The following is a 19524-nucleotide window of genomic DNA, read 5'->3' as shown; positions in this document are numbered from 1 at the left end:
CCAGCGCTTTATAAGAAGAGGTATTGGCTGGCATGGCTGCATGGGATGGACGTCCCGAATGCAATTGCGTAAGGCAGGTGCTGCCCAGGAAGTTCAGGGTGCGCGATTGTACGCAAGGCAACGGAGCGTTGCAAGAGGCCGTCTATCGCGCCTTGACACCCGGGGGTGAGGGTCCTAGCATGCCGCGCAACCCTTCTGGAGCGACTGTCGCTGATGCAACCCCAAGCTTTCTACCGCGCGGTCGCGGACGATTTTAGCGCCGTCGACGGCATCATCAAGCAGCAGCTGACTTCTAAAGTGCCGCTGGTCTCCAAAATTGGCGACTACATTACGTCGGCGGGCGGCAAACGCCTGCGTCCTTTATTAGTGTTGCTGTGTGGCAAGGCCCTGGGCCGCGAAGGCGATGACCTGCGCCTGCTGGCCGCCACTATCGAATTCCTGCACACCGCCACCCTGCTGCATGACGACGTGGTCGACATGTCCGGCATGCGTCGTGGCCGTGAGACCGCCAATGCCATGTGGGGCAACGCCCCCAGCGTGTTGGTCGGCGACTTTCTGTACTCGCGCTCGTTCGAAATGATGGTCGAACTGGGCTCGATGCCGGTGATGAAGATTCTTTCACAAGCCACGCGCATCATCGCCGAAGGTGAAGTGTTGCAGCTGTCGAAGGTCCGCGACGCCAGCACCACCGAAGAAACCTACATGGAAGTGATCCGCGGCAAAACCGCGATGCTCTTCGAAGCCTCCACTCACAGTGCTGCCGCCCTGTGCGGCGCCACTGCCGAACAGGCCGAAGCCCTGCGCACCTTTGGTGATCACCTGGGCGTGGCGTTCCAGTTGGTGGACGACCTGCTCGACTACAAGGGCGACGCCGAGACCCTGGGCAAGAACGTCGGTGACGACCTGGCCGAGGGCAAGCCGACCTTGCCGCTGATCTACACCATGCGCGAAGGTACGCCAGAACAGGCCGCCCTGGTGCGCAAGGCGATCCAGAAAGGCGGGATCGAAAACCTGGAGGCCATCCGCGAAGCCGTTGAAGCTTCGGGCTCTCTGGAGTACACCGCGCAACTGGCGCGTGACTACGTCGCCCGCGCCATCAAGTGCCTTGAAGCCCTGCCTGCCAGCGAATACCGGGACGCCCTGGTCGAACTGAGTGAGTTCGCGGTCGCGCGTACGCACTGAAGACGATTGATGGAGTGGGCTTGTGTGGGAGCGGGCTTGCTCGCGAAAACCGTGGATCAGTGAGAAATATCCAGCTGATCCACCACCTTCGCGAGTAAGCCCGCTCCCACATCCAGATCCCACTGCCAACCCACTCCCCCGCTCGCGCCTCAAATCCCTATATAATGTGCGACTTTAGCCATTCCTGACTTTCAAGGAGCTTTAGTGAGCACGTTGCCACCCTGCCCAAAATGCAATTCCGAATACACCTACGAAGATGGGGCCCAGCTGATCTGCCCGGAATGCGCCCATGAGTGGTCCGCCAATGGCGAGGCCGAAGCAGCCGGTGATGAAACCGTGAAGAAAGACTCTGTAGGCAACGTCCTGCAAGACGGCGACACCATTACCGTGATCAAAGACCTCAAGGTCAAGGGCACGTCGCTGGTGGTCAAGGTCGGCACCAAGGTCAAGAATATCCGTCTGTGCGACGGCGACCACGATATCGACTGCAAGATCGACGGCATCGGCCCGATGAAACTCAAGTCCGAGTTCGTCCGTAAAGTCTGAATCTGCTGCATCCATCCCGCGCCCGCCGCGGGATGGCGTTTCGCCCTCAGCGTTGATCACGCGCAATATCCACACAGAAAAACCAGGAAACCGCCAATAGGCACTTGCTATTCTACGAATAAGAATTATTCTCATTGAAACCCATCAAGGAGAATGACTCATGACTTATTTGATAGATGCCTGGCTGGACCGCCCACACCCCTACCTGCGAATCCTGCATCGGGAAACCGGAGAAGTCTGTGCAGTGCTGGAAGAAGAAGCACTGAATGAACTGCAGGACCAGGGCGACCTGGACGTGAATGGCCTGAGTTCCAGTGAACCTGGGGTGCTGAAGGAAGTGGTGCGTAATCTGTTTCTGTTCTGCTATGCCCGAGCGTTGCGCCCGGCGACGGAGCTCAATGGCAAGTTCCATCCATGAGCGAGCCAACACACAGGCCCTATGTGGGAGCTGGCTTGCCTGCGATGGCCTCAACTCGGTAAGACGTCAGACCGAGTCGTCGCATGGCGGGCAAGCCCGGCTCCCACATAAAGCCAATGCCAGTGCTATCAGGTCTTACAGAACGTCGAGCAGCTCGACGTCGAACACCAGAACGCTGTGCGGCGGGATGCTGCCAACGCCTTGAGCGCCGTAAGCCAGTTCGCTCGGCACGTACAGACGCCATTTGCTGCCGGCATTCATCAATTGCAGGGCTTCGGTCCAGCCGGCGATCACGCCGCCAACCGGGAATTCTGCAGGCTGGCCGCGCTCGTAAGAGCTGTCGAACACAGTGCCGTCGATCAGCGTGCCGTGGTAGTGAGTACGCACTTGGTCTTCACGGGTCGGCTTGGCGCCTGTACCGGCAGTCAGCACTTCAAATTGCAGGCCGGAAGCCAGGGTAGTGATGCCATCACGCTTGGCGTTTTCAGCCAGGAACGCCAGGCCAGCGCCAGCCGCGGCTTCAGCCTTGGCAGCCGCTTCGGCTTGCATGATTTCACGGATAACTTTGAAGCTGGCCGCCATTTGCTCTTGGTCAACGCGGCTTGGTTTGCCTGCGAACGCGTCGGTCAGGCCTGCCAGGATGGCGTCGATGCTCACGCCCGGTGGCGGGTTGTCGCGCAGTTGGTCGCCCAACTGACGGCCGATACCGTAGCTGACGCGGGTTTCGTCGGTGGACAGATTAACTTCGGACATGAAGAGGCTCCGCTGTAGGGCCATTACGAAAAACGCTGTTTTGCGTGGCGGCCCTGAACTAAAAGGGCCAGCAGACTAGCACACAAGACCGGCCGATGATGAGCCCCCCATCCCCGGCCTCTGAGGCCCGGCAGGGAATGGATTGCTCAGCGGCGATGGCGACACTTCGTCGCACCCAGATTAAAAACATTTCAGAATCCCCCGCCTTCGCCGATACAGCCCTACACACTTTGGCTGGCTCAAACAAAAAACACCGTCCAGCAGACACACATCATTCTTGCGGAGCATTCGATGAATAGCTGGTTCGGCAACATCAGCGTCAACCTCAAACTCGGCCTGGGCTTCGGCCTGGTGCTGGTCCTCACGTCGATCCTGGCATTGACCGGCTGGACCAGCCTGGGCAGCCTGATCGACCGCAGCAACTGGATGAGCGACATCACCCAGCTCAATGCCTCGTTGACCAAGCTGCGCATCGTGCGCCTGCAATACATGCTGGCCAACGGCGACGAAGCCGTGGCACAGAACGTACAGACCAGTCTCGACGCCTTCGCCGCACAGCAACAGAAACTGCTGGACAGCTTCAAGAGCCCGGAAAACCTCAAGCTGCTCACCGAGCAGAAGGCCGTCATCACCGCGTATCAGCAGTCCCTGAACAAAATGCGTGAGGCCTACCGCAATGGCAACACCGCGCGCCAGGTCATGGGCGACAAAGCCGACATCGCCAACGCACAGATCGATGCGCTGGATACCAGCGTGCAGCAGATGCCCGACAGCCCGGAGCGCTTCACCCAGTACCAGGCCGTGACTCACGCCAAGGAAGAGTTCCAGTTGGCCCGTTACGAGGTGCGCGGCTACACCAACACCGTCAATGCCGAGACCGAAGCTCGCGCCGCTGCGCAAATCGAGAAAGCCATCGGCGGTTTGAAAGGCCTCAGCGCGGCGTTCGGCACCAGCCAGCAAAGCGCATTGACCTCGCTGGAAGCCGCCCTGGGCGCCTATCGCAGCGCCGTGCAGAGCTACAAGGCGGCCAACGCCAACATCGTCAGCGCCCGCGCCGAAATGACCACTCAAGGCGCCGATATCGTCACCATCAGCGACAAACTGTATGACATTCAACTGGACCGTCGTGACGCCGAAAGTACCCAGGCCCGCAGCCTGCAACTGATCAGCACGTTGCTTGCCCTGCTGGTCGGCATCATTGCTGCAGTGGTGATCACCCGCCAAATCACTCGCCCGATCCAGGACACCCTGGCCGTAGTGGAGCGCATCGCCTCCGGCGACCTGAGCCACAATATCCAGGTGACCCGTCGTGACGAGCTCGGCGTGTTGCAACAAGGCATCCAGCGCATGGGCACCACCCTGCGTGAATTGATCAGCGGTATTCGCGATGGCGTGACCCAGATCGCCAGCGCCGCCGAAGAACTGTCGGCCGTAACCGAGCAGACCAGTGCCGGCGTCAACAGCCAGAAGATCGAGACCGATCAAGTCGCCACGGCGATGCACGAAATGACGGCCACCGTGCAGGAAGTCGCACGCAACGCCGAGCAAGCGTCCCTGGCCGCCGCCGATGCCGATGGTCAAGCCCGCGCAGGCGACAAAGTGGTGGCCGAGGCCATCGCCCAGATCGAACGCCTGGCGGCTGAAGTGGCGCGCTCCACCGACGCCATGACGCACCTGCAGCAAGAGAGCAACAAGATCGGCAGCGTGATGGACGTGATCAAGGCCGTGGCCGAGCAAACCAACCTGCTGGCACTCAACGCCGCGATTGAAGCGGCGCGTGCCGGTGAAGCCGGTCGTGGGTTCGCCGTGGTCGCCGACGAAGTGCGTGGCCTGGCCCAGCGCACACAGAAATCCACCGAAGAAATCGAAGGCCTGGTCGCCGGCCTGCAGAACGGCACTCAGCAAGTGGCCACCGTGATGAACAACAGCCGCAGCCTCACCGACAGCAGCGTTGAGCTGACGCGCAAGGCCGGCGTGTCGCTGGAAAACATCACCCGCACCGTGTCGAACATCCAATCGATGAACCAGCAGATTGCAGCCGCGGCCGAACAGCAGAGTGCCGTAGCCGAAGAGATCAGCCGCAGCATTGTGAACGTGCGTGATGTGTCCGAGCAGACCGCAACGGCGAGCGACGAGACGGCCAAGTCGAGCGTGGAACTGGCGCGTCTGGGCAGCCAATTGCAGCAGATGGTCAGTCACTTCCGGGTTTAAAAAACCAAAAAACCGCCTCGGCCGAAACCGAGGCGGCTCCACTTCTCAGACCTTAAAGGTCATCGAAGCTGTCCCGCAGGAATGTCCACACGTGATAAACACGCAGGGCACTCACTACGAGGTTCCACGTACGTCGTGCAAACTTAGACATACTCGGCCCTCCAAGCGTTGAGCCTTACCTCCAGCGCACTTACCGGAACACGTGAGCCTTTGGACGCGGGTCAATGCGTCCTTTGAGGTGGCCGGGCTAGTGGTCCTTCCGCATCAATCCGGCACGGATTACTAGCCCGTGGCGGTCGGTCCAGAATTCGCGCGCATACCCGGCTCACCTGAAAAGCGACAAACGCAGAACGAGGAAGAGCCTAACCAACATTCCTGCCGGAGGTGTGTCCAACAGTGGTCAAACATCCAGCATTTATCGATAGATTCATTGCAAGCTTTTGCGATCAAATCTGTCCAGGGATGAAGTCCGAAAAGCGCTCCCTGCCAACCATCCTTTCCGTCTTGCGTGACGATGTGACTGGCAGGTAGTATCCACCCGCGGGTCGATGCGTCCTTTGAGACAGCAACCCCAGCCACTCACTGGGTTTGCAATAAAAAACCGCCCTACTAAGGCGGTTTTTTATTGCCTGCAATTGACCGATCAGCCCTCGCCTTCCTCGACAAACACCAGCCGATTACCAAACGGATCGCCGATGCTCATCTCCCGCGAGCCCCAGGGCGTTTCTTCAACGCCAGGCTTGGCATACCGATAATCCTTGGCCAGCAATTGCTGCTGATACGCGTCCACGCCTTGCGCCTGAATCCGCACCGCTGACCCCGGCGACGCATCGCCATGATGCTCGGACAAATGCAGCACGCACTCACCCAGCGACACCTGCAGATACAACGGGAAATTCGCCTCGAAGCGATGCTGCCAGTCGACCTTGAACCCGAGGAAGTCGACGTAGAACTCCAACGCTTTGGCTTCGTCGAATATCCGCAGAATGGGGGTGACTTTTCCTAAGTGCATGACCACAGCTCCGTGTATGAAAGCGCCCACTATAGAGTCGAAAACCCACCACGCAAATCCCCACTGCGCGCCAAAAACCGCCCTGGCCGCTGACCATTGGCCTGCCCGTCGCTGTAGCTCAACACGCCGTTGATCCACACGCCATCAATGCCTTCAGCCGCGCGTTGGGGCTCCTTGAAGTCCGCCACGTCGCGCACCCGCAATGGGTCGAACAACACCAGGTCAGCCCAATACCCTTGACGAATTTCCCCACGCTCGGCCAAGCCAAAGCGCGCCGCCGACAGCCCGGTCATCTTGTGCACCGCCGTGTGCAGCGGAAACAACCCCACATCGCGGCTGAAATGCCCCAACACCCGTGGGAACGCGCCCCACAAGCGTGGATGCGGGAACGGGTCTTCCGGCAAGCCATCAGAGCCCACCATCGACAGCGGATGCGCGAGGATGCGTCGCACATCTGCTTCATCCATGCCGTAGTACACCGCACCCGCCGGTTGCAGGCGGCGTGCCGCGTCCAGCAACGAAACATCCCACTCGGCGGCGATGTCCTGCAAGTCGCGCCCGCCGACTTCCGGGTGTGGCGTCGACCAGGTAATGGTGATGCGAAATGCGTCGGTGACCTGCTTGAGGTCCAGGGTCGAAGAGCTGGCCGCATAGGGATAACAATCACAGCCCACCGGATGAGTTTTCGCCGCCAGTTCCAGCGACGCCAACAGCTGCGGACTGCGCCCCCAGTTGCCCGCACCGGCGCACTTGAGGTGGGAAATAATCACCGGTGCCTTGGCATGTCGGCCGATCAAAAACGCTTCGTCCATCGCCTCCAGCACGGGCTCGAATTCGCTGCGCAAATGCGTGGTGTACACCGCACCAAACGCCGTCAGTTCTTCACTGAGTTGCAGCACCTCATCGGTATCGGCATTAAACGCGCTGGCATAGGCCAGGCCTGTGGATAAACCCAGCGCGCCAGCCTCAAGACTTGCTCGCAGCTGCACACGCATGGCACCGATTTCATTCGGCGTGGCCGTGCGGTGCAGGTCGTCCATATGGTTGCTGCGCAGCGCCGTATGGCCGATCAACGCCGCGACATTGACCGCAGGGTGAGCACTTTCCACGGCAGCACGGTAATCGGCAAACCGCGGGTAAGCGAATGCTTCACGCGTGCCCAGCAGGTTCATCGGGTCCGGCGGATCACTGCGCAGACTCACCGGCGAGGCGCTGATGCCGCAGTTGCCGACAATCACCGTGGTCACGCCCTGGCTGAGTTTGGGCAGCATTTGCGGGTGGCGGATCACCACCGTGTCATCGTGAGTGTGTACGTCGATAAAACCGGGGGCCAAGACGCGGCCATCTGCATCAATTTCATGCTCAGCCTGGGCGTTCGACAGATCGCCGATTGTCTCGATACGCCCGTCACGCAGCCCTACATCGGCGACATAACCTGGTGTGTTGCTGCCATCAATGATCAGCGCCTGGCGTATCAGCGTGTCGTACTTCATATCAATCTCCAAGCGGCAGGCTATCGGGGCCGCCGCGATAATCGTCCAGAGCCAGCTTGATCCGACGCAGGCGTTCCTGGTTTTCGTCCGGCATGACCAGCGCCAGCTCAGTGGCGAGCAGGTCGATGGCCAACAGCATTCCGTAGCGCGCCGCGGTGGGCTTGTAGATAAAACTGGTTTCGGCCGGTTGCAGCGGCAACAACACATCCGCCAACTGCGCCAGCGGTGAATCGGCCAGGGTGATGGCGACGATGGGCGCGTCGTAATTGCGCGCCAGCCCCACCACGTCCAACAACTCGGGCGTGAGGCCGGAGAGCGAGCACACGATCAGCGCCTGTTCAGGGCCCAAGGTCGCGGCGGTGACGCGCATCATCACCGGGTCGCGGCAAGCGGCAATCGGGTAACCCAGGCGCACCAGTCGCACTTGCAACTCTTCACTGCACAGGCTCGACGGGCCGCCCATGCCGAATGCGTGAATCATCCGCGCCTTGCCCAACAGGCTGACGGCATCGACAAAACTCGCCTGGTTGAACCCCGACAGATGCTGACGCAAGGTCAATTCGATATCGCCGAGAATCTGTCGATGAAACGCCGACTGTTCCGGCAACCCCGCCGGGTCCAGGAAGCGGCTGCCCACCCCGCTGGCCTGGGCCAGTTGCAAGCGTAAATCGCGCAAGTCGCGGCAGCCGACGCTGCGGGCAAACCGCGACAAGGTCGCCGTGCTGACCTCGGCGCGCTGGGACAACTCCTCCAGACTGGCCGACGCGGCAAAGCCCACGTCATCGAGCATCAGCTTGGCGATACGGCCTTCGCCGGCGCTGAAGGAATCCTGGCGGGCGCGGATCTGGTAGAGGATGTCCATCGGGGCTCCGGGTTACACAATAAGGCTCATAGAACCAGAGACAGGCCGTAAGTTAGACCGAACGCGACCACCGAGATCAACGTCTCCAGCACGGTCCAGGTCTTGAAGGTCTGGATCACCGTCATATTGAAGTATTCCTTGATCAGCCAGAAGCCGCCGTCGTTGACATGGGAAAAGATCACCGAACCCGCGCCGGTGGCCAACACCAATAATTCAGGGTGTGGATAACCCAGCCCCATGGCCACGGGCGCGACCACACCGGAGGCGGTGGTCATGGCCACCGTGGCCGAACCGGTGGCGATGCGCATCAGCGCAGCAAACAACCAGCCCATCACCAGCGGCGACAGATGGAAGGCGTGGGCCAGGCCGAGAATTTCGTTGGTGACGCCCGCGTCCACCAAAATGCGATTCAAGCCGCCGCCCGCGCCCACCAGCAAGGTGATGCTGGCGGTCGGTGCCAGGCATTCATTGGTGAACTTGAGTATCGCCTCGCGGTTGAAACCCTGGGCCAGGCCCAAGGTCCAGAAGCTCACCAAGGTCGCTACCAACAGCGCAATCACCGAGTTGCCGATAAACAGCAGGAATTGGTTAAAGCCTGTGCCGGGGGTGGAAATCACATTGGCCCAGCCGCCGATCATCATCAGCACCACCGGCAACAGGATGGTGCCCATGGTCAACGTAAAGCTCGGCAGACGGGTGCGCGGCTCGCGCTCGATAAACTGGCGTTCCAGTGGGTTCTGCGCCGGCAAGTGAATGCGCGGCACGATGAACTTCGCGTACAGCGGGCCGGCGATGATGGCCGTGGGAATACCGATCAAAATTGCGTACAGCACGGTCTGCCCAACCGAGGCGTTATACGCCAGCACCGCCATCATCGCCGCCGGGTGTGGCGGCACCAGCGCATGCACCACCGACAAACCGGCGACCATCGGCAAGCCGACCATCAGGATCGACACCCCAACGCGCCGCGCCACGGTAAAGGCGATCGGCACCAGCAACACAAAACCGACCTCGAAAAACAGCGGCAGCCCCACCAGGAACGCGATGCACACCATCGCCCAATGCGCATTGCGCTCGCCGAAGCGGTTGATCAGCGTGCGCGCCACCTGCTCGGCGCCGCCGGACTCGGCCATCATCTTGCCGAGCATGGTGCCCAGCGCCACCACCAGGGCAATGTGCCCCAGGGTTTTACCCACGCCCGCCTCGTACGAGCCCATGATCGTGTCTGCCGGCATGCCGGCCATCAGCGCCAGGCCGATGGACACCAAGGTGATGACGATAAACGGGTTGAGTCGGTAACGTGCGATCAGCACGATCAATGCAATGATGGCGATGGCAGCGTATGCCAGCAGCCCCAAGCCCAGTGGTGCGGCCATGCGGTACTCCTTGGAAAGGGTCACGTCGAATTGGTTGTGAAACTCATAAATCATTCCTCGATTAAATTTTCAATTTTTATGAAAGTAATTTTCGCCCACGGATAAGTGCTGTCGCTTGGGGACATGCCCAGCGCCAGCCGATGAAAATCCGAGGGGTGTTCTTACATGAAGTTTTTGCCGCGCCGAAACTCAACCATAAGGGCCGAGTCTGAGAGGGCAGCCCTACCGTCGATCAGGAATCCCGACAATGAATCGCAAGACCCTGCTTGTTCCTTTCGCCGCCAGCGCGCTGTTGCTGGCGTTCTGCACCAGCGCCTCGGCCGCCGAGAATGCGGCGCTGAAAAAATGCATGGACAGCGCCAACACCACCGTCGACATGGTCAATTGCAACGTCAAGGAAACCAAGGTTCAGGACGATCGCCTGAACAAAGCCTATAAAACCGCCCTGGCCGCCCAGGAAGGCGACCGCAAGCAGAAGCTGCAGGACGTGCAGCGCCTGTGGCTCAAATACCGTGACGCCAATTGCGCCTTCGCCGGCAGTGCCACGGGCGGCACCATCGACCAGGTCAACGGCTCCGGCTGCGTGCTGGACATGACCCAGACCCGCGCGCAGGAGCTCGAAGACCTGGTCGGGCCGTGATCAGTTACTCATGATGAACGCGCGCACGCTTTAACAGCTTCTTGCAGCGCTCGGACAAATGCAGCACCCGCAGATGTTTGCCGGCCTTGCGGTAGCGTTCTCGCAAGGTCATCAGCGCGGCAATCGCCGAGTAGTCGACAACGCTCAGGTGACGACAATCCAGCGTCACCTGAGCCGGATCGTTGGCCGGGTCGAACTGGTTCAGAAACGGCGTGGTCGAGGCAAAGAACAACGTGCCATGCAGGCGGTACAGCTTGCTGCCGTCGGCTTCCAGATGCTCATCGGCATACAGCTCGCGCGCCTGTTGCCAGGCGAAGTTCAGCGCCGCAATCACAATGCCGCACAGCACGGCCGTGGCCAGGTCGGTAAACACCGTAATCACCGTCACCGCCAGAATCACCAGCACATCATTGACCGGCACTTTGTTGATCACCCGCAACGACGCCCAGGCAAAGGTCTGCTGCGACACCACAAACATCACGCCCACCAGCGCCGCCAGCGGAATCCGCTCGATCAGCGGCGACAGAAACAAAATGAACAACAGGATCATCACCCCGGCAAACACCCCGGAGAAACGCCCGCGCCCGCCGGAGCTCAAGTTGATCACGGTTTGCCCGATCATCGCGCAACCGCCCATGCCGCCGAACAGGCCCGAGACCATATTCGCCGCGCCCAGGGCCACGCTTTCGCGGTCAGGGTAGCCACGGGTCTCGGTGATTTCGTCGGTGAGGTTCAAGGTCAGCAGGGTTTCCAGCAGGCCGACCATCGCCATCAGGAACGCATAGGGCGCGATGATGCCGAGGGTTTCCAGGGTCCAGGGAATTTGCGGCAGCGCGAAGGTCGGCAGGCCACCGGCGATGTGGGCCATATCGCCCAGGGTGCGCGTCGGCAAGCCGAGCAGGTACACCGCCAAACCGACGCCGAGGATCGCCACCAGCGCGGGCGGCACAGCGCGCGTCAGGCGCGGCAGCAAGTAGACAATCGCCATGGTCACCGCCACCAGGCCGATCATTACGTATAACGGCTCGCCGCTGAGCCAGCTTTCGCCGCTTTTGAAATGTTCCAATTGCGCCAGCGCGATGATGATCGCCAGGCCGTTGACGAAACCGAGCATCACCGGGTGCGGCACCATGCGCACCAGCTTGCCCAGGCGCAACAGACCGAATGCGACCATGATCAGCCCGCCCAGCAACACCGTCGCCAGCAAATACTCCACGCCGTGCTGCACCACCAGCGCGACGATCACCACCGCCATCGACCCCGCGGCGCCCGAAACCATACCGGGGCGGCCACCGAATAACGCGGTGAGGGTGCAAATGATGAAGGCACCGTAGAGCCCCATCAGCGGGTTGAGGTGGGCGACCAGGGCAAAGGCGATGCATTCGGGCAGCAGCGCAAAAGACGTGGTGAGGCCGGCCAGGGCATCGGCGCGCAGACGGGTGAGGTTCATGAGGTACCAGGGCGTTGCGGGGGATAAGGCGGGGAATGGTACGGAATTGGGCGAGGTGAGGCCAGCGCTGGGTAAACCAGATAAACCGAGTAGCCCCTTTCGCGAGCAAGCCCGCTCCCACACTTGACCGCGTTCCAACAGTGGAATGCAGTCAAATGTGGGAGCGGGCTTGCTCGCGAAGGCAGCACCGGGGTGCTAAGCGAACATCACACCATTTCGTTGCGAATCCACTCCACCACCGACGTACGCTTCGGCGCCCAGCCCAGCAACTCACGGGCATGCTTGCCACGTACGCGGCTGTTGGAGCCCAGGCCATAGTTGGCCATTTCATAGCCCCACTCGGCTTCAGCCTCGGCCAATGGCCAATCCTGCGGCTTGCCCAGCTTCAGCGCTTCGGCGATGGCGGTGGTCATGTCGACAAACGCCGCTTCACCGCTTTCCACAAAGTAGAAGGTGCCCGGCACATTCTTCTCAAGCGCCAGCAAGTACAGCGCCACCACGTCTTCGATGTGCACGTTGGACCAGATGTTCTGCCCGGTGCCCACATGGCGCACCATGCCACTTTTGCGCGCCTGCTTGACCAGTCGCGGCAATTGTACGCTGTCACGCTTCACGCCCAGGCTGTGGCCGTAAATCAGGGTGTTGCAGATCACCGCCGAATTCACGCCGTCTTTGGCCGCCGCCAGAATCAGGTTGTCGATGGCCACGCGCGCAGCCTTGTCGACGGTCGGCGCCGGCAGCGTGTCCTCGAAATAGATGACATCGCTGGCCTTACCGCCCGACGCATCGCCAACGATGCTCGAACCGCTGGTGTGCAGGAAGGGCTTGTTCGAACCTTTCAAGGCGGCCAGCAAGGTTTCCACGGCAGCGCGATGGTCGCTGCTGGCGGCGTTGATGACCGCATCGGCCTTCGAGGCCTGCTCGGTCAGCATGCCAGCGTCATCCAGGGTGCCAATCACCGGGGTGATGCCCAGGGCGGTCATTTCAGCGGCTTGCTCGGCGCTACGCACCAAGCCGGTAACGGTGTGGCCAGCCTTGACCAGGCCAGTGGCGATGGAGCCGCCGATAAAACCTGCTGCGCCCGTAACGAATACATTCATGGAGTGTGCTCCTGACTGGGTAAGTGATGGGTCCAGTATCGAGGACTCATCCCTGTCGAATAAGACCCTATTGCCCAATTCAATCTTGCGCACAGGTCACGAATCAGCAGGCATACCGCGCCAGCTTGGTCTGAATGAAGTCCAGGAAACACTGGATGCGCAACGCCAATTGCGAGTTGCGATAGAACACTGCGTGGATCGGTTGGCGATAACCACTGTTAAACGCCTCCAGCACCGGCACCAGCCGCCCGGCATTGATGTCTTCGACCGTCATGAAGTTCGACAGGCAGCAAATGCCCTGCCCTTCCAGCGCCAACTGGCGCAGGGTTTCGCCACTGGAGGCGGCGATGCTCGGCTGGATCAGCCAACGGTCGCCTTCCACATGGCGCAACGGCCAATGGTTAAGGGTTTCGGTCTGGGTGAAACCCAGCAATGTATGGTCCGCCAACTCGGCCACCGTCGTGGGCGTGCCGTGTTGCTTGAGGTAGTCGGGGCTGGCGAGGATATGCAGCGGCGTACAGCCCAACGAACGGGCATGCAGCGTGGAGTCGGCCAGGGCGCCGATACGGATGGCAATGTCGGTGCTCTGTTCCAGCAGGTCGATGATCAAGTCATCGCTGTTCAGCTCCAGCTGGATTTCCGGGTAGAGGCTGCGAAACTCGGCGATGTAAGGCACGATCCCGTGCAGCATGAAAGGCACGGCGGCGTTGATGCGCAGCCGCCCGGCCGGGTTTTTCTGGCGCGACGACAGGCGCTCTTCCAGATCATCCATCTGCGCCAGGATCACCTTGGCCTGCTCGAAGAAGTACTTACCCTCTTCGGTCAGGTCCATGCGCCGCGTGGTGCGGTTGATCAGCGTGGTGTCGAGCTTGGCTTCCAGGCGCGACAGGGTGCGGCTGACCGCCGACGGCGTCTGCCCAACCTGCTCCGCCGCGGCGGAAATCGAACCGCACTCAATCACGCTGACGAAGATCTGTAACTCATCGGATCGGGCTTTCACAGGCTGTCCTTCTTGATCGGTGGGTAGCAGCTTACACCGACAGGTTAAACACCTGCGCCAGATGCTGCTCGTAGCGCGCCACGTCCGCCTCGATGGCCGGGCGTTTCATCACGTCCACGCACAGAAAGGTCGGCAGGCCGGTCATGCCGAGGAACTCGTTGGCTTTGTGGAACGGGAAGTACACCGCGTCCACGCCCTTGGCTTCGAAGAAATCGGTCGGGTCGTCGAAGGCTTGCTGCGGCGCGTTCCAGGTCAGCGACAACATGTACTGCTTGCCCTGGATCAGGCCGCCGCTGCCGTATTTTTGCGACGAGTCGGAACGGGTGCGGCCATCGCTGGCGTAGAGGCTGCCGTGGCCTTCGGTGAAGACTTCGTCGATGTACTTTTTGACGATCCACGGCGCGCCCATCCACCAGCCGGGCATCTGGTAAATGATCACATCGGCCCAGAGGAATTTGGCCACTTCTTCGGCCACGTCGTAGCCTTCGTCGATGTGGGTGACGTTGACGTCGATACCGCCGCGGTCCAGCACCGCCACGGCGGCTTCATGCAGGGTGGCGTTATAGCGGCCGTCGGAATGGGCGAATTTCTTGCCGCCGTTGAGCAGGAGTACTTTTTTCATGGGAGCGAATCCAAAGGGTTAGAAATGTCTGCCGGCAGGCTATCGACATTCAACCCTCGGAATAAGCAGCCGTGCGGCAAAATACATTTGATCAAAACGCACGAATAACGCCGTACTCTTGATTTAACCGCTGATCAGCAAATGGCCGCCCAGCAGCGCCATGCCGATAAAAAATACCCGTTTGAACAGCACCGCACTGATGCGCTGACGCAGTGCCTGGCCCAGCCACATGCCCAACAGCGCAGGCACCAGCGCCAGTATTGAGGCATTCATTTCGCCGCCGCCGAGGGTGCCACGCCACGCCAGCCCCGCCGCCAGCGCCAACGTGGAAACGGTGAACGACAGCCCCAGCGCCTGCACCAACTGATCACGGTTCAAGCCCAAGGCTTGCAGATACGGCACCGCGGGAATCACGAACACGCCGGTGGCCGAGGTGATGATGCCGGTGATCAGCCCGCACAGAGTTCCCAGCCAGCGCTCGGTGTGAGGCTGCACCTTGAACGTGGGCAGGAACAACCCACTCAACGCATACACCAGCAACGCGCCACCCAACGCGCGAACGACCCAATGGCCGCCGTCCATGCCCAGCCACAGCGTGCCGAGCCCGGTGCCGAGGAAAATCAGCAGCAGCATCGGCCACAGGCGTTTGAGCAACGCGCTCAAGTGGCCGCCGAATGCCAGTTGCCACAGGTTGGTGACCGTCGACGGAATAATCAGCAATGCCGCAGCCTGCGCCGGAAGCATAGCCAGGCCGAGCATGCCCATGGCCACGGTCGGCAGGCCCAGGCCAATCACGCCCTTGACGGTGCCGGCCAGCAGGAAGGTGCCGATGACCAATAGGGTCAGGGCGGGGCCGAGGTTTTGGTAAAACGCCAGGAAGGTAGTCATGCCAGGATTGTGGTGTATTTCGATGAGGTCGCAAATTCGCCATATACTGAGGCAGCCTCTTGTTTTGTGTGAGGCTGAAGGCCTCTTCGCGAGCAAGCCCGCTCCCACCTTTGGAATGCGTTTCAACTGTGGGAGCGGGCTTGCTCGCGAAGGCGCCAGCCCAGTCACCGAAGAGCTTCAGCCATGCACTTTGACCTGATCGACCTGCGCCTCTACTTGCACATTCTCGACACCGGCAACATCACCGCCGGCGCGGCGCGCAGCCATTTATCCCTGGCTGCCGCCAGTGCGCGCATCCGTGCGATGGAAGCGTCGTTGGGCATCGAATTTCTTGAGCGCGGCCGCCGTGGCGTCACACCGACGCCAGCGGGCAAAGCCCTGGCCCGCCACGCGCGCTTGCTGCTGCAACAAGCCGAACACCTGCAACAAGACCTCGCCGAATACGCCAACGGCGTCAAAGGCCAGGTGCGCCTGCTGTGCAACACCACCGCCCTGAGTGAATACCTGCCCGAATTGCTTGCCGATTTTCTGCGCGAACACCCCAACCTCGATATCGACCTGCAAGAACTGCCGAGCCTGCGCATCACCCAAGCCTTGCGTCAAGGCACCGCGGATTTGGGCATCATTTCCGACGCAGTGGACACCCACGGCCTGCAAACCCTGCCCTTTCGCGATGACCCGCTGGTACTGATCATGCCCCTCGACCACCCGCTGACGACAGCGAGTTTCATCGACAGCCTGCAATACGACTACGTCGGCCTGGCCGCCAACAGCGCGCTGGCGGTGTATTTGGAGGAACAAGCGCTGCACGCCGGCTTTCGCCTGCAAACCCGTATCCGCGCCGATGGTTTTGATGGGTTGATTCGCATGGTCGCGGGCGGCGCCGGCCTGGGCATCGTGCCCCAAGCGGCACTGGAGCGCTGGCCGCTGCAGCGCCGCTTCAAAGCCCAACCGCTGCACGAAGAGTGGGCCCGCCGCACGCTGCTGTTATGCGCGCGCTCCTTCGAACAATTGCCCGGTTACGCCAAGGCTTTGTTCGATGCCCTCGCCCTGCCCTTGCGGAAAAACCCGTAATACACCGCCGACAGCATCAGCAGGAACGGCACGCCAAACACCAGCGTCATCTTGAACGCCTCGGTGAAATACGTGGTGATCATCACCGCGCCCATCAGCACCAGGCCCAGCAGCGTGCTGTAGGGAAACAGGCGCAGTTGGAACGACAGCTTCGCCCCGCCATGGCGCTTGCGGTAGCGGCGGAAAAACAGGTGCGTGAGGAAGATCATGAACCAGGTGAAGATCGCGCCAAACATCGAGATCGCCATCATCAGTGTGAACGAGCTTTGCGGGTACACCACGTTCAGCAAGGTCGCCAGGGCAATGCCGGAACTGGACAGCAGCAAGGCGTTCAGCGGAATGCCGCTCTTGCTCAAGGCGCCCATCGACCTGGGCGCAAAGCCTGCCCGCGACAAGCTGAACATCATGCGCGTGGTGATGTAGAGCTGGCTGTTCATCGCCGACAGCGCCGCGATCAGAATCACAAAATTCATCACCCCGGTGGCGCCGGGAATGCCGATGGTCTGCATCACCGTGACGAACGGGCTCTGGGTCTGACCGGCCTGGTTCCACGGCACGATGGCCAGCATCAGCGCCAGGGTCAGCAGGTAGAACACCACCAGCCGCACGATGGTCGCGCGAAAGGCTTTCTTCACTGCCTGTTCCGGGTCGGCGGCTTCACCGGCGGCCACCGCGATCATCTCCACGCTCAGGTAACTGAAGATCGACACGATCACCGCGATCCACATGCCGCTCAAGCCATGCGGGAAAAAGCCGTCGTGGGCGGTGTAGTTCTGCGCGCCGTACTGCGGGTTGCCGGAGCCGAACACCACGTACACCGCCAGGATGATGAAGCCGACGATGGCGCTGATCTTGATCGTCGAAAACCAGTATTCGAAATTGCCGAAGGTCTTCACGCTGATGGCATTGAGCAGGATCAGCACACTGGAAAACGACACAATCCACACCCACTCCGGCACGTTGGCGAACCAGTACTTCATGTACATCGCCACCGCCGTGACCTCGGCGCCCACCGCCAGCACAATCGCCGCCCAGTAGGCGTAACGCACCAGAAACCCGGCCAGCGGGCTGATATAAAACTCAGCGTACGCGCCGAATGAGCCCGAGGTGGAATGCGCCACCGTCATTTCCGCCAGGCAGCCCATCAACAGCAAGGTGATCAGCGCGCCGATGGCGTAGCTCACCAGCACGCTGGGCCCGGCATAGCCGATCGCATAGGCGCTGCCCATGAACAGCCCGGTGCCGATGGCGCCACCGATGGCGATCATGCTCATCTGGCCGGAAGTGAGCTGGCGCCGCAGGCCCAGTTCGCGGTGGGTGATCTCTGCAAAACCGTTGTCGGGTGTGGTCACGTGGTGTGCCCCTTTATTATTGTGATTGCACAGTTTGGATATAGACGCAGATCCACTGTGGGAGCGGGCTTGCTCGCGAATGCGCAGTGCCAGTCACTACACGTGCTGGCTGATCCACCGCTTTCGCGAGCAAGCCCGCTCCCACATTCTTAATCGGCGTGAATCAGGTGACGCTGTTGCGAACCTTGAACTGCGGCTGGTCCCAGGTGCCGGTGTCGAGAATGTCGCCGAGTATCTCCACGGCATCCCATACCTCGGTGAAGCTTGTGTACAACGGCGTAAAACCAAAACGCATGATGCGCGGCTCGCGGTAATCACCTATCACGCCCCGAGCGATCAGCGCCTGGATCACCGCGTAACCTTCGGGGTGCTCGAAGCTCACATGGCTGCCGCGCCTGGCGTGCTCGCGCGGGGTAATCAACACCAGGCCGTGGGCGGCGCAGCGGGCTTCGACCAGCGCGATAAACAGGTCAGTCAACGCCAGGGATTTAGTCCGCAGGCTGGCCATGTCGGTCTGGGCAAAAATCTCCAGGCCGCATTCAACCATGGCCAGCGAAGTGATCGGCTGCGTGCCGCACAGATAGCGCGCGATGCCGGCGCTCGGCGCGTATTGAGCTTCCATCGCAAACTGCCGGGTATGCCCGAACCAGCCCGACAACGGCTGGCGCACCAGGTCCACCAGCAGCGGAGTGACCCACACAAACGCCTGGGAACCCGGCCCGCCATTGAGGTATTTGTAGGTGCAGCCAATCGCATAATCGGCCCGCGCCTTGTGCAGGTCGATGGGCACCGCGCCCGCCGAATGCGCCAGGTCCCAAATGCTCAGCGCGCCACATTCGTGGCTCAAGGCGGTGAGCGCCTGCATGTCGTACATGTAGCCGGTTTTGTAGTTGACGTGGGTGAGCATCACCACCGCCACGTCCTGGTCGATAGCCTGCGGCAGTTCATCGGGGCTGTTCACCAGTCGCAACGAATAACCCTGCTGCAGCAACTCGGCCAGGCCTTCGGCGATGTACAGGTCGGTGGGAAAATTGCTCGCCTCGCTGACGATCACCTTACGGCCCGGCTGGCGTTGGCGCTGCACGCTCAACGCGGCGCTGAGGACCTTGAACAGGTTGATGGAGGTGGTATCGGTGATCACCACTTCGCCGTCGCGCGCGCCAATCAAGGGCGCCAGGCGGTTGCCCAGGCGCTGGGACAGATCTGCCCAGCCGGCGCTGTTCCAGCTGCGAATCAAGCCATTGCCCCACTCTTGGGCGATCACCTGCTGCGCCCGCGCCAACGCCGCCACCGGGCGCGCACCGAGGGAGTTGCCGTCGAGGTAGATCACGCCCTCAGGCAAGGCGAACTGACGACGCAGTGGCGCCAACGGGTCCTGAGCGTCGAGGGCTTGGCAGTGGCTTCGGGTGGTCATGGGCTGTCCTGGTTTTTATAAGTGAAGATGCAGCAAATAATGAACGAAGCTTTAGAGAATTTTCGTGCAAAGTGGTGGGTAACAGGCTAATTAAGCTGTAGGAAATTCGAATTTAACCCCAAAACACGCGG

At 61.0% G+C, this 19524-nt stretch carries 18 protein-coding genes and 1 pseudogene; 7 read left to right on the top strand and 12 right to left on the bottom strand.

Annotated features, from left to right (window positions below):
* The first annotated feature begins 213 nt into the window (after positions 1–213).
* From AACU78_RS24160 to AACU78_RS24150, 3 genes are all read left to right on the top strand, one after another.
* Positions 214–1182, top strand: a complete 969-nt coding sequence (locus AACU78_RS24160) for a polyprenyl synthetase family protein (RefSeq protein ID WP_106578203.1) — start codon at positions 214–216, stop codon at positions 1180–1182.
* A 204-nt stretch (positions 1183–1386) separates the two neighbouring features.
* Positions 1387–1728, top strand: a complete 342-nt coding sequence (locus tag AACU78_RS24155; protein ID WP_017254008.1) for a zinc ribbon domain-containing protein YjdM — start codon at positions 1387–1389, stop codon at positions 1726–1728.
* 160 nt (positions 1729–1888) lie between these two features.
* Complete coding sequence (locus AACU78_RS24150) at positions 1889–2146, top strand: PA4570 family protein (RefSeq protein ID WP_003194088.1); 258 nt, start codon at positions 1889–1891, stop codon at positions 2144–2146.
* 135 nt (positions 2147–2281) lie between these two features.
* Here the strand turns inward: AACU78_RS24150 and AACU78_RS24145 are convergent, their stop codons facing one another.
* Positions 2282–2899 carry an FKBP-type peptidyl-prolyl cis-trans isomerase gene (locus tag AACU78_RS24145; protein WP_106578202.1) on the bottom strand — a complete coding sequence of 206 codons (618 nt, stop codon included), beginning with the start codon at positions 2897–2899 and terminating at the stop codon, positions 2282–2284.
* Between the two features lie 291 nt (positions 2900–3190).
* Here AACU78_RS24145 and AACU78_RS30150 point away from each other — a divergent pair.
* Both AACU78_RS30150 and AACU78_RS30145 read left to right on the top strand, forming a co-directional pair.
* Positions 3191–4207: pseudogene (locus AACU78_RS30150) on the top strand (methyl-accepting chemotaxis protein); the annotation flags it as partial.
* A 39-nt stretch (positions 4208–4246) separates the two neighbouring features.
* Positions 4247–5110, top strand: a complete 864-nt coding sequence (locus AACU78_RS30145) for a methyl-accepting chemotaxis protein (RefSeq protein WP_371317720.1) — start codon at positions 4247–4249, stop codon at positions 5108–5110.
* Between the two features lie 643 nt (positions 5111–5753).
* Here the strand turns inward: AACU78_RS30145 and AACU78_RS24135 are convergent.
* From AACU78_RS24135 to AACU78_RS24120, 4 genes are read right to left on the bottom strand one after another with little or no spacing between them, the layout of a single operon-like run.
* The gene (locus AACU78_RS24135; RefSeq protein WP_106578200.1) at positions 5754–6122 is read right to left on the bottom strand and encodes a glyoxalase superfamily protein; all 369 of its coding nucleotides are present in this window, start codon (positions 6120–6122) and stop codon (positions 5754–5756) included.
* Between the two features lie 29 nt (positions 6123–6151).
* On the bottom strand, positions 6152–7615 hold the full coding sequence (locus tag AACU78_RS24130) for an N-acyl-D-amino-acid deacylase family protein (RefSeq protein ID WP_106578199.1): 1464 nt from the start codon (positions 7613–7615) through the stop codon (positions 6152–6154).
* Position 7616: 1 nt separating this feature from the next.
* Positions 7617–8477, bottom strand: coding sequence for a MurR/RpiR family transcriptional regulator (locus AACU78_RS24125; protein WP_106578198.1), 861 nt, complete (start codon positions 8475–8477; stop codon positions 7617–7619).
* Between the two features lie 26 nt (positions 8478–8503).
* Positions 8504–9853 (bottom strand): GntT/GntP/DsdX family permease, encoded by a 1350-nt coding sequence (locus tag AACU78_RS24120; protein WP_242201127.1) that lies wholly within the window; start codon positions 9851–9853, stop codon positions 8504–8506.
* Positions 9854–10100: 247 nt separating this feature from the next.
* On the opposite strand from AACU78_RS24120, the gene AACU78_RS24115 reads away from it, so the two are divergent.
* Complete coding sequence (locus AACU78_RS24115; RefSeq protein ID WP_106578196.1) at positions 10101–10493, top strand: lysozyme inhibitor LprI family protein; 393 nt, start codon at positions 10101–10103, stop codon at positions 10491–10493.
* A gap of 4 nt (positions 10494–10497) precedes the next feature.
* On the opposite strand, the gene AACU78_RS24110 is transcribed toward AACU78_RS24115, so the two are convergent.
* From AACU78_RS24110 to AACU78_RS24090, 5 genes are all read right to left on the bottom strand, one after another.
* A complete protein-coding gene (locus AACU78_RS24110; protein ID WP_106578195.1) occupies positions 10498–11943 on the bottom strand; it encodes a SulP family inorganic anion transporter in 1446 nt (481 codons plus the stop codon).
* 206 nt (positions 11944–12149) lie between these two features.
* A complete protein-coding gene (locus tag AACU78_RS24105) occupies positions 12150–13043 on the bottom strand; it encodes an NAD-dependent epimerase/dehydratase family protein (protein WP_106578193.1) in 894 nt (297 codons plus the stop codon).
* Between the two features lie 103 nt (positions 13044–13146).
* Positions 13147–14043: a LysR family transcriptional regulator gene (locus AACU78_RS24100; protein WP_106578192.1), complete on the bottom strand. Its 897-nt coding sequence runs from the start codon at positions 14041–14043 to the stop codon at positions 13147–13149.
* A gap of 31 nt (positions 14044–14074) precedes the next feature.
* On the bottom strand, positions 14075–14665 hold the full coding sequence (locus AACU78_RS24095) for an NAD(P)H-dependent oxidoreductase (protein ID WP_106578191.1): 591 nt from the start codon (positions 14663–14665) through the stop codon (positions 14075–14077).
* Positions 14666–14788: 123 nt separating this feature from the next.
* The gene (locus AACU78_RS24090; protein ID WP_106578190.1) at positions 14789–15553 is read right to left on the bottom strand and encodes a sulfite exporter TauE/SafE family protein; all 765 of its coding nucleotides are present in this window, start codon (positions 15551–15553) and stop codon (positions 14789–14791) included.
* Between the two features lie 183 nt (positions 15554–15736).
* On the opposite strand from AACU78_RS24090, the gene AACU78_RS24085 reads away from it, so the two are divergent.
* A complete protein-coding gene (locus tag AACU78_RS24085; RefSeq protein ID WP_106578189.1) occupies positions 15737–16627 on the top strand; it encodes a LysR substrate-binding domain-containing protein in 891 nt (296 codons plus the stop codon).
* Here AACU78_RS24085 and AACU78_RS24080 read toward each other — a convergent pair.
* Both AACU78_RS24080 and kynU read right to left on the bottom strand, forming a co-directional pair.
* The gene (locus tag AACU78_RS24080) at positions 16573–17979 is read right to left on the bottom strand and encodes an amino acid permease (protein ID WP_106578188.1); all 1407 of its coding nucleotides are present in this window, start codon (positions 17977–17979) and stop codon (positions 16573–16575) included. The two genes, AACU78_RS24085 and AACU78_RS24080, sit on opposite strands and share 55 nt — an antisense overlap.
* A gap of 163 nt (positions 17980–18142) precedes the next feature.
* Positions 18143–19393 (bottom strand): kynureninase, encoded by a 1251-nt coding sequence (gene kynU, locus AACU78_RS24075; RefSeq protein ID WP_106578187.1) that lies wholly within the window; start codon positions 19391–19393, stop codon positions 18143–18145.
* Positions 19394–19524 lie beyond the last annotated feature (131 nt).

The organism is Pseudomonas sp. R9.37 (genome assembly GCF_963878885.1).
Lineage (GTDB): Bacteria > Pseudomonadota > Gammaproteobacteria > Pseudomonadales > Pseudomonadaceae > Aquipseudomonas.
Note: the sequence above shows the minus strand (reverse complement) of the source record. Positions and strands in the feature narration are given on the sequence as shown.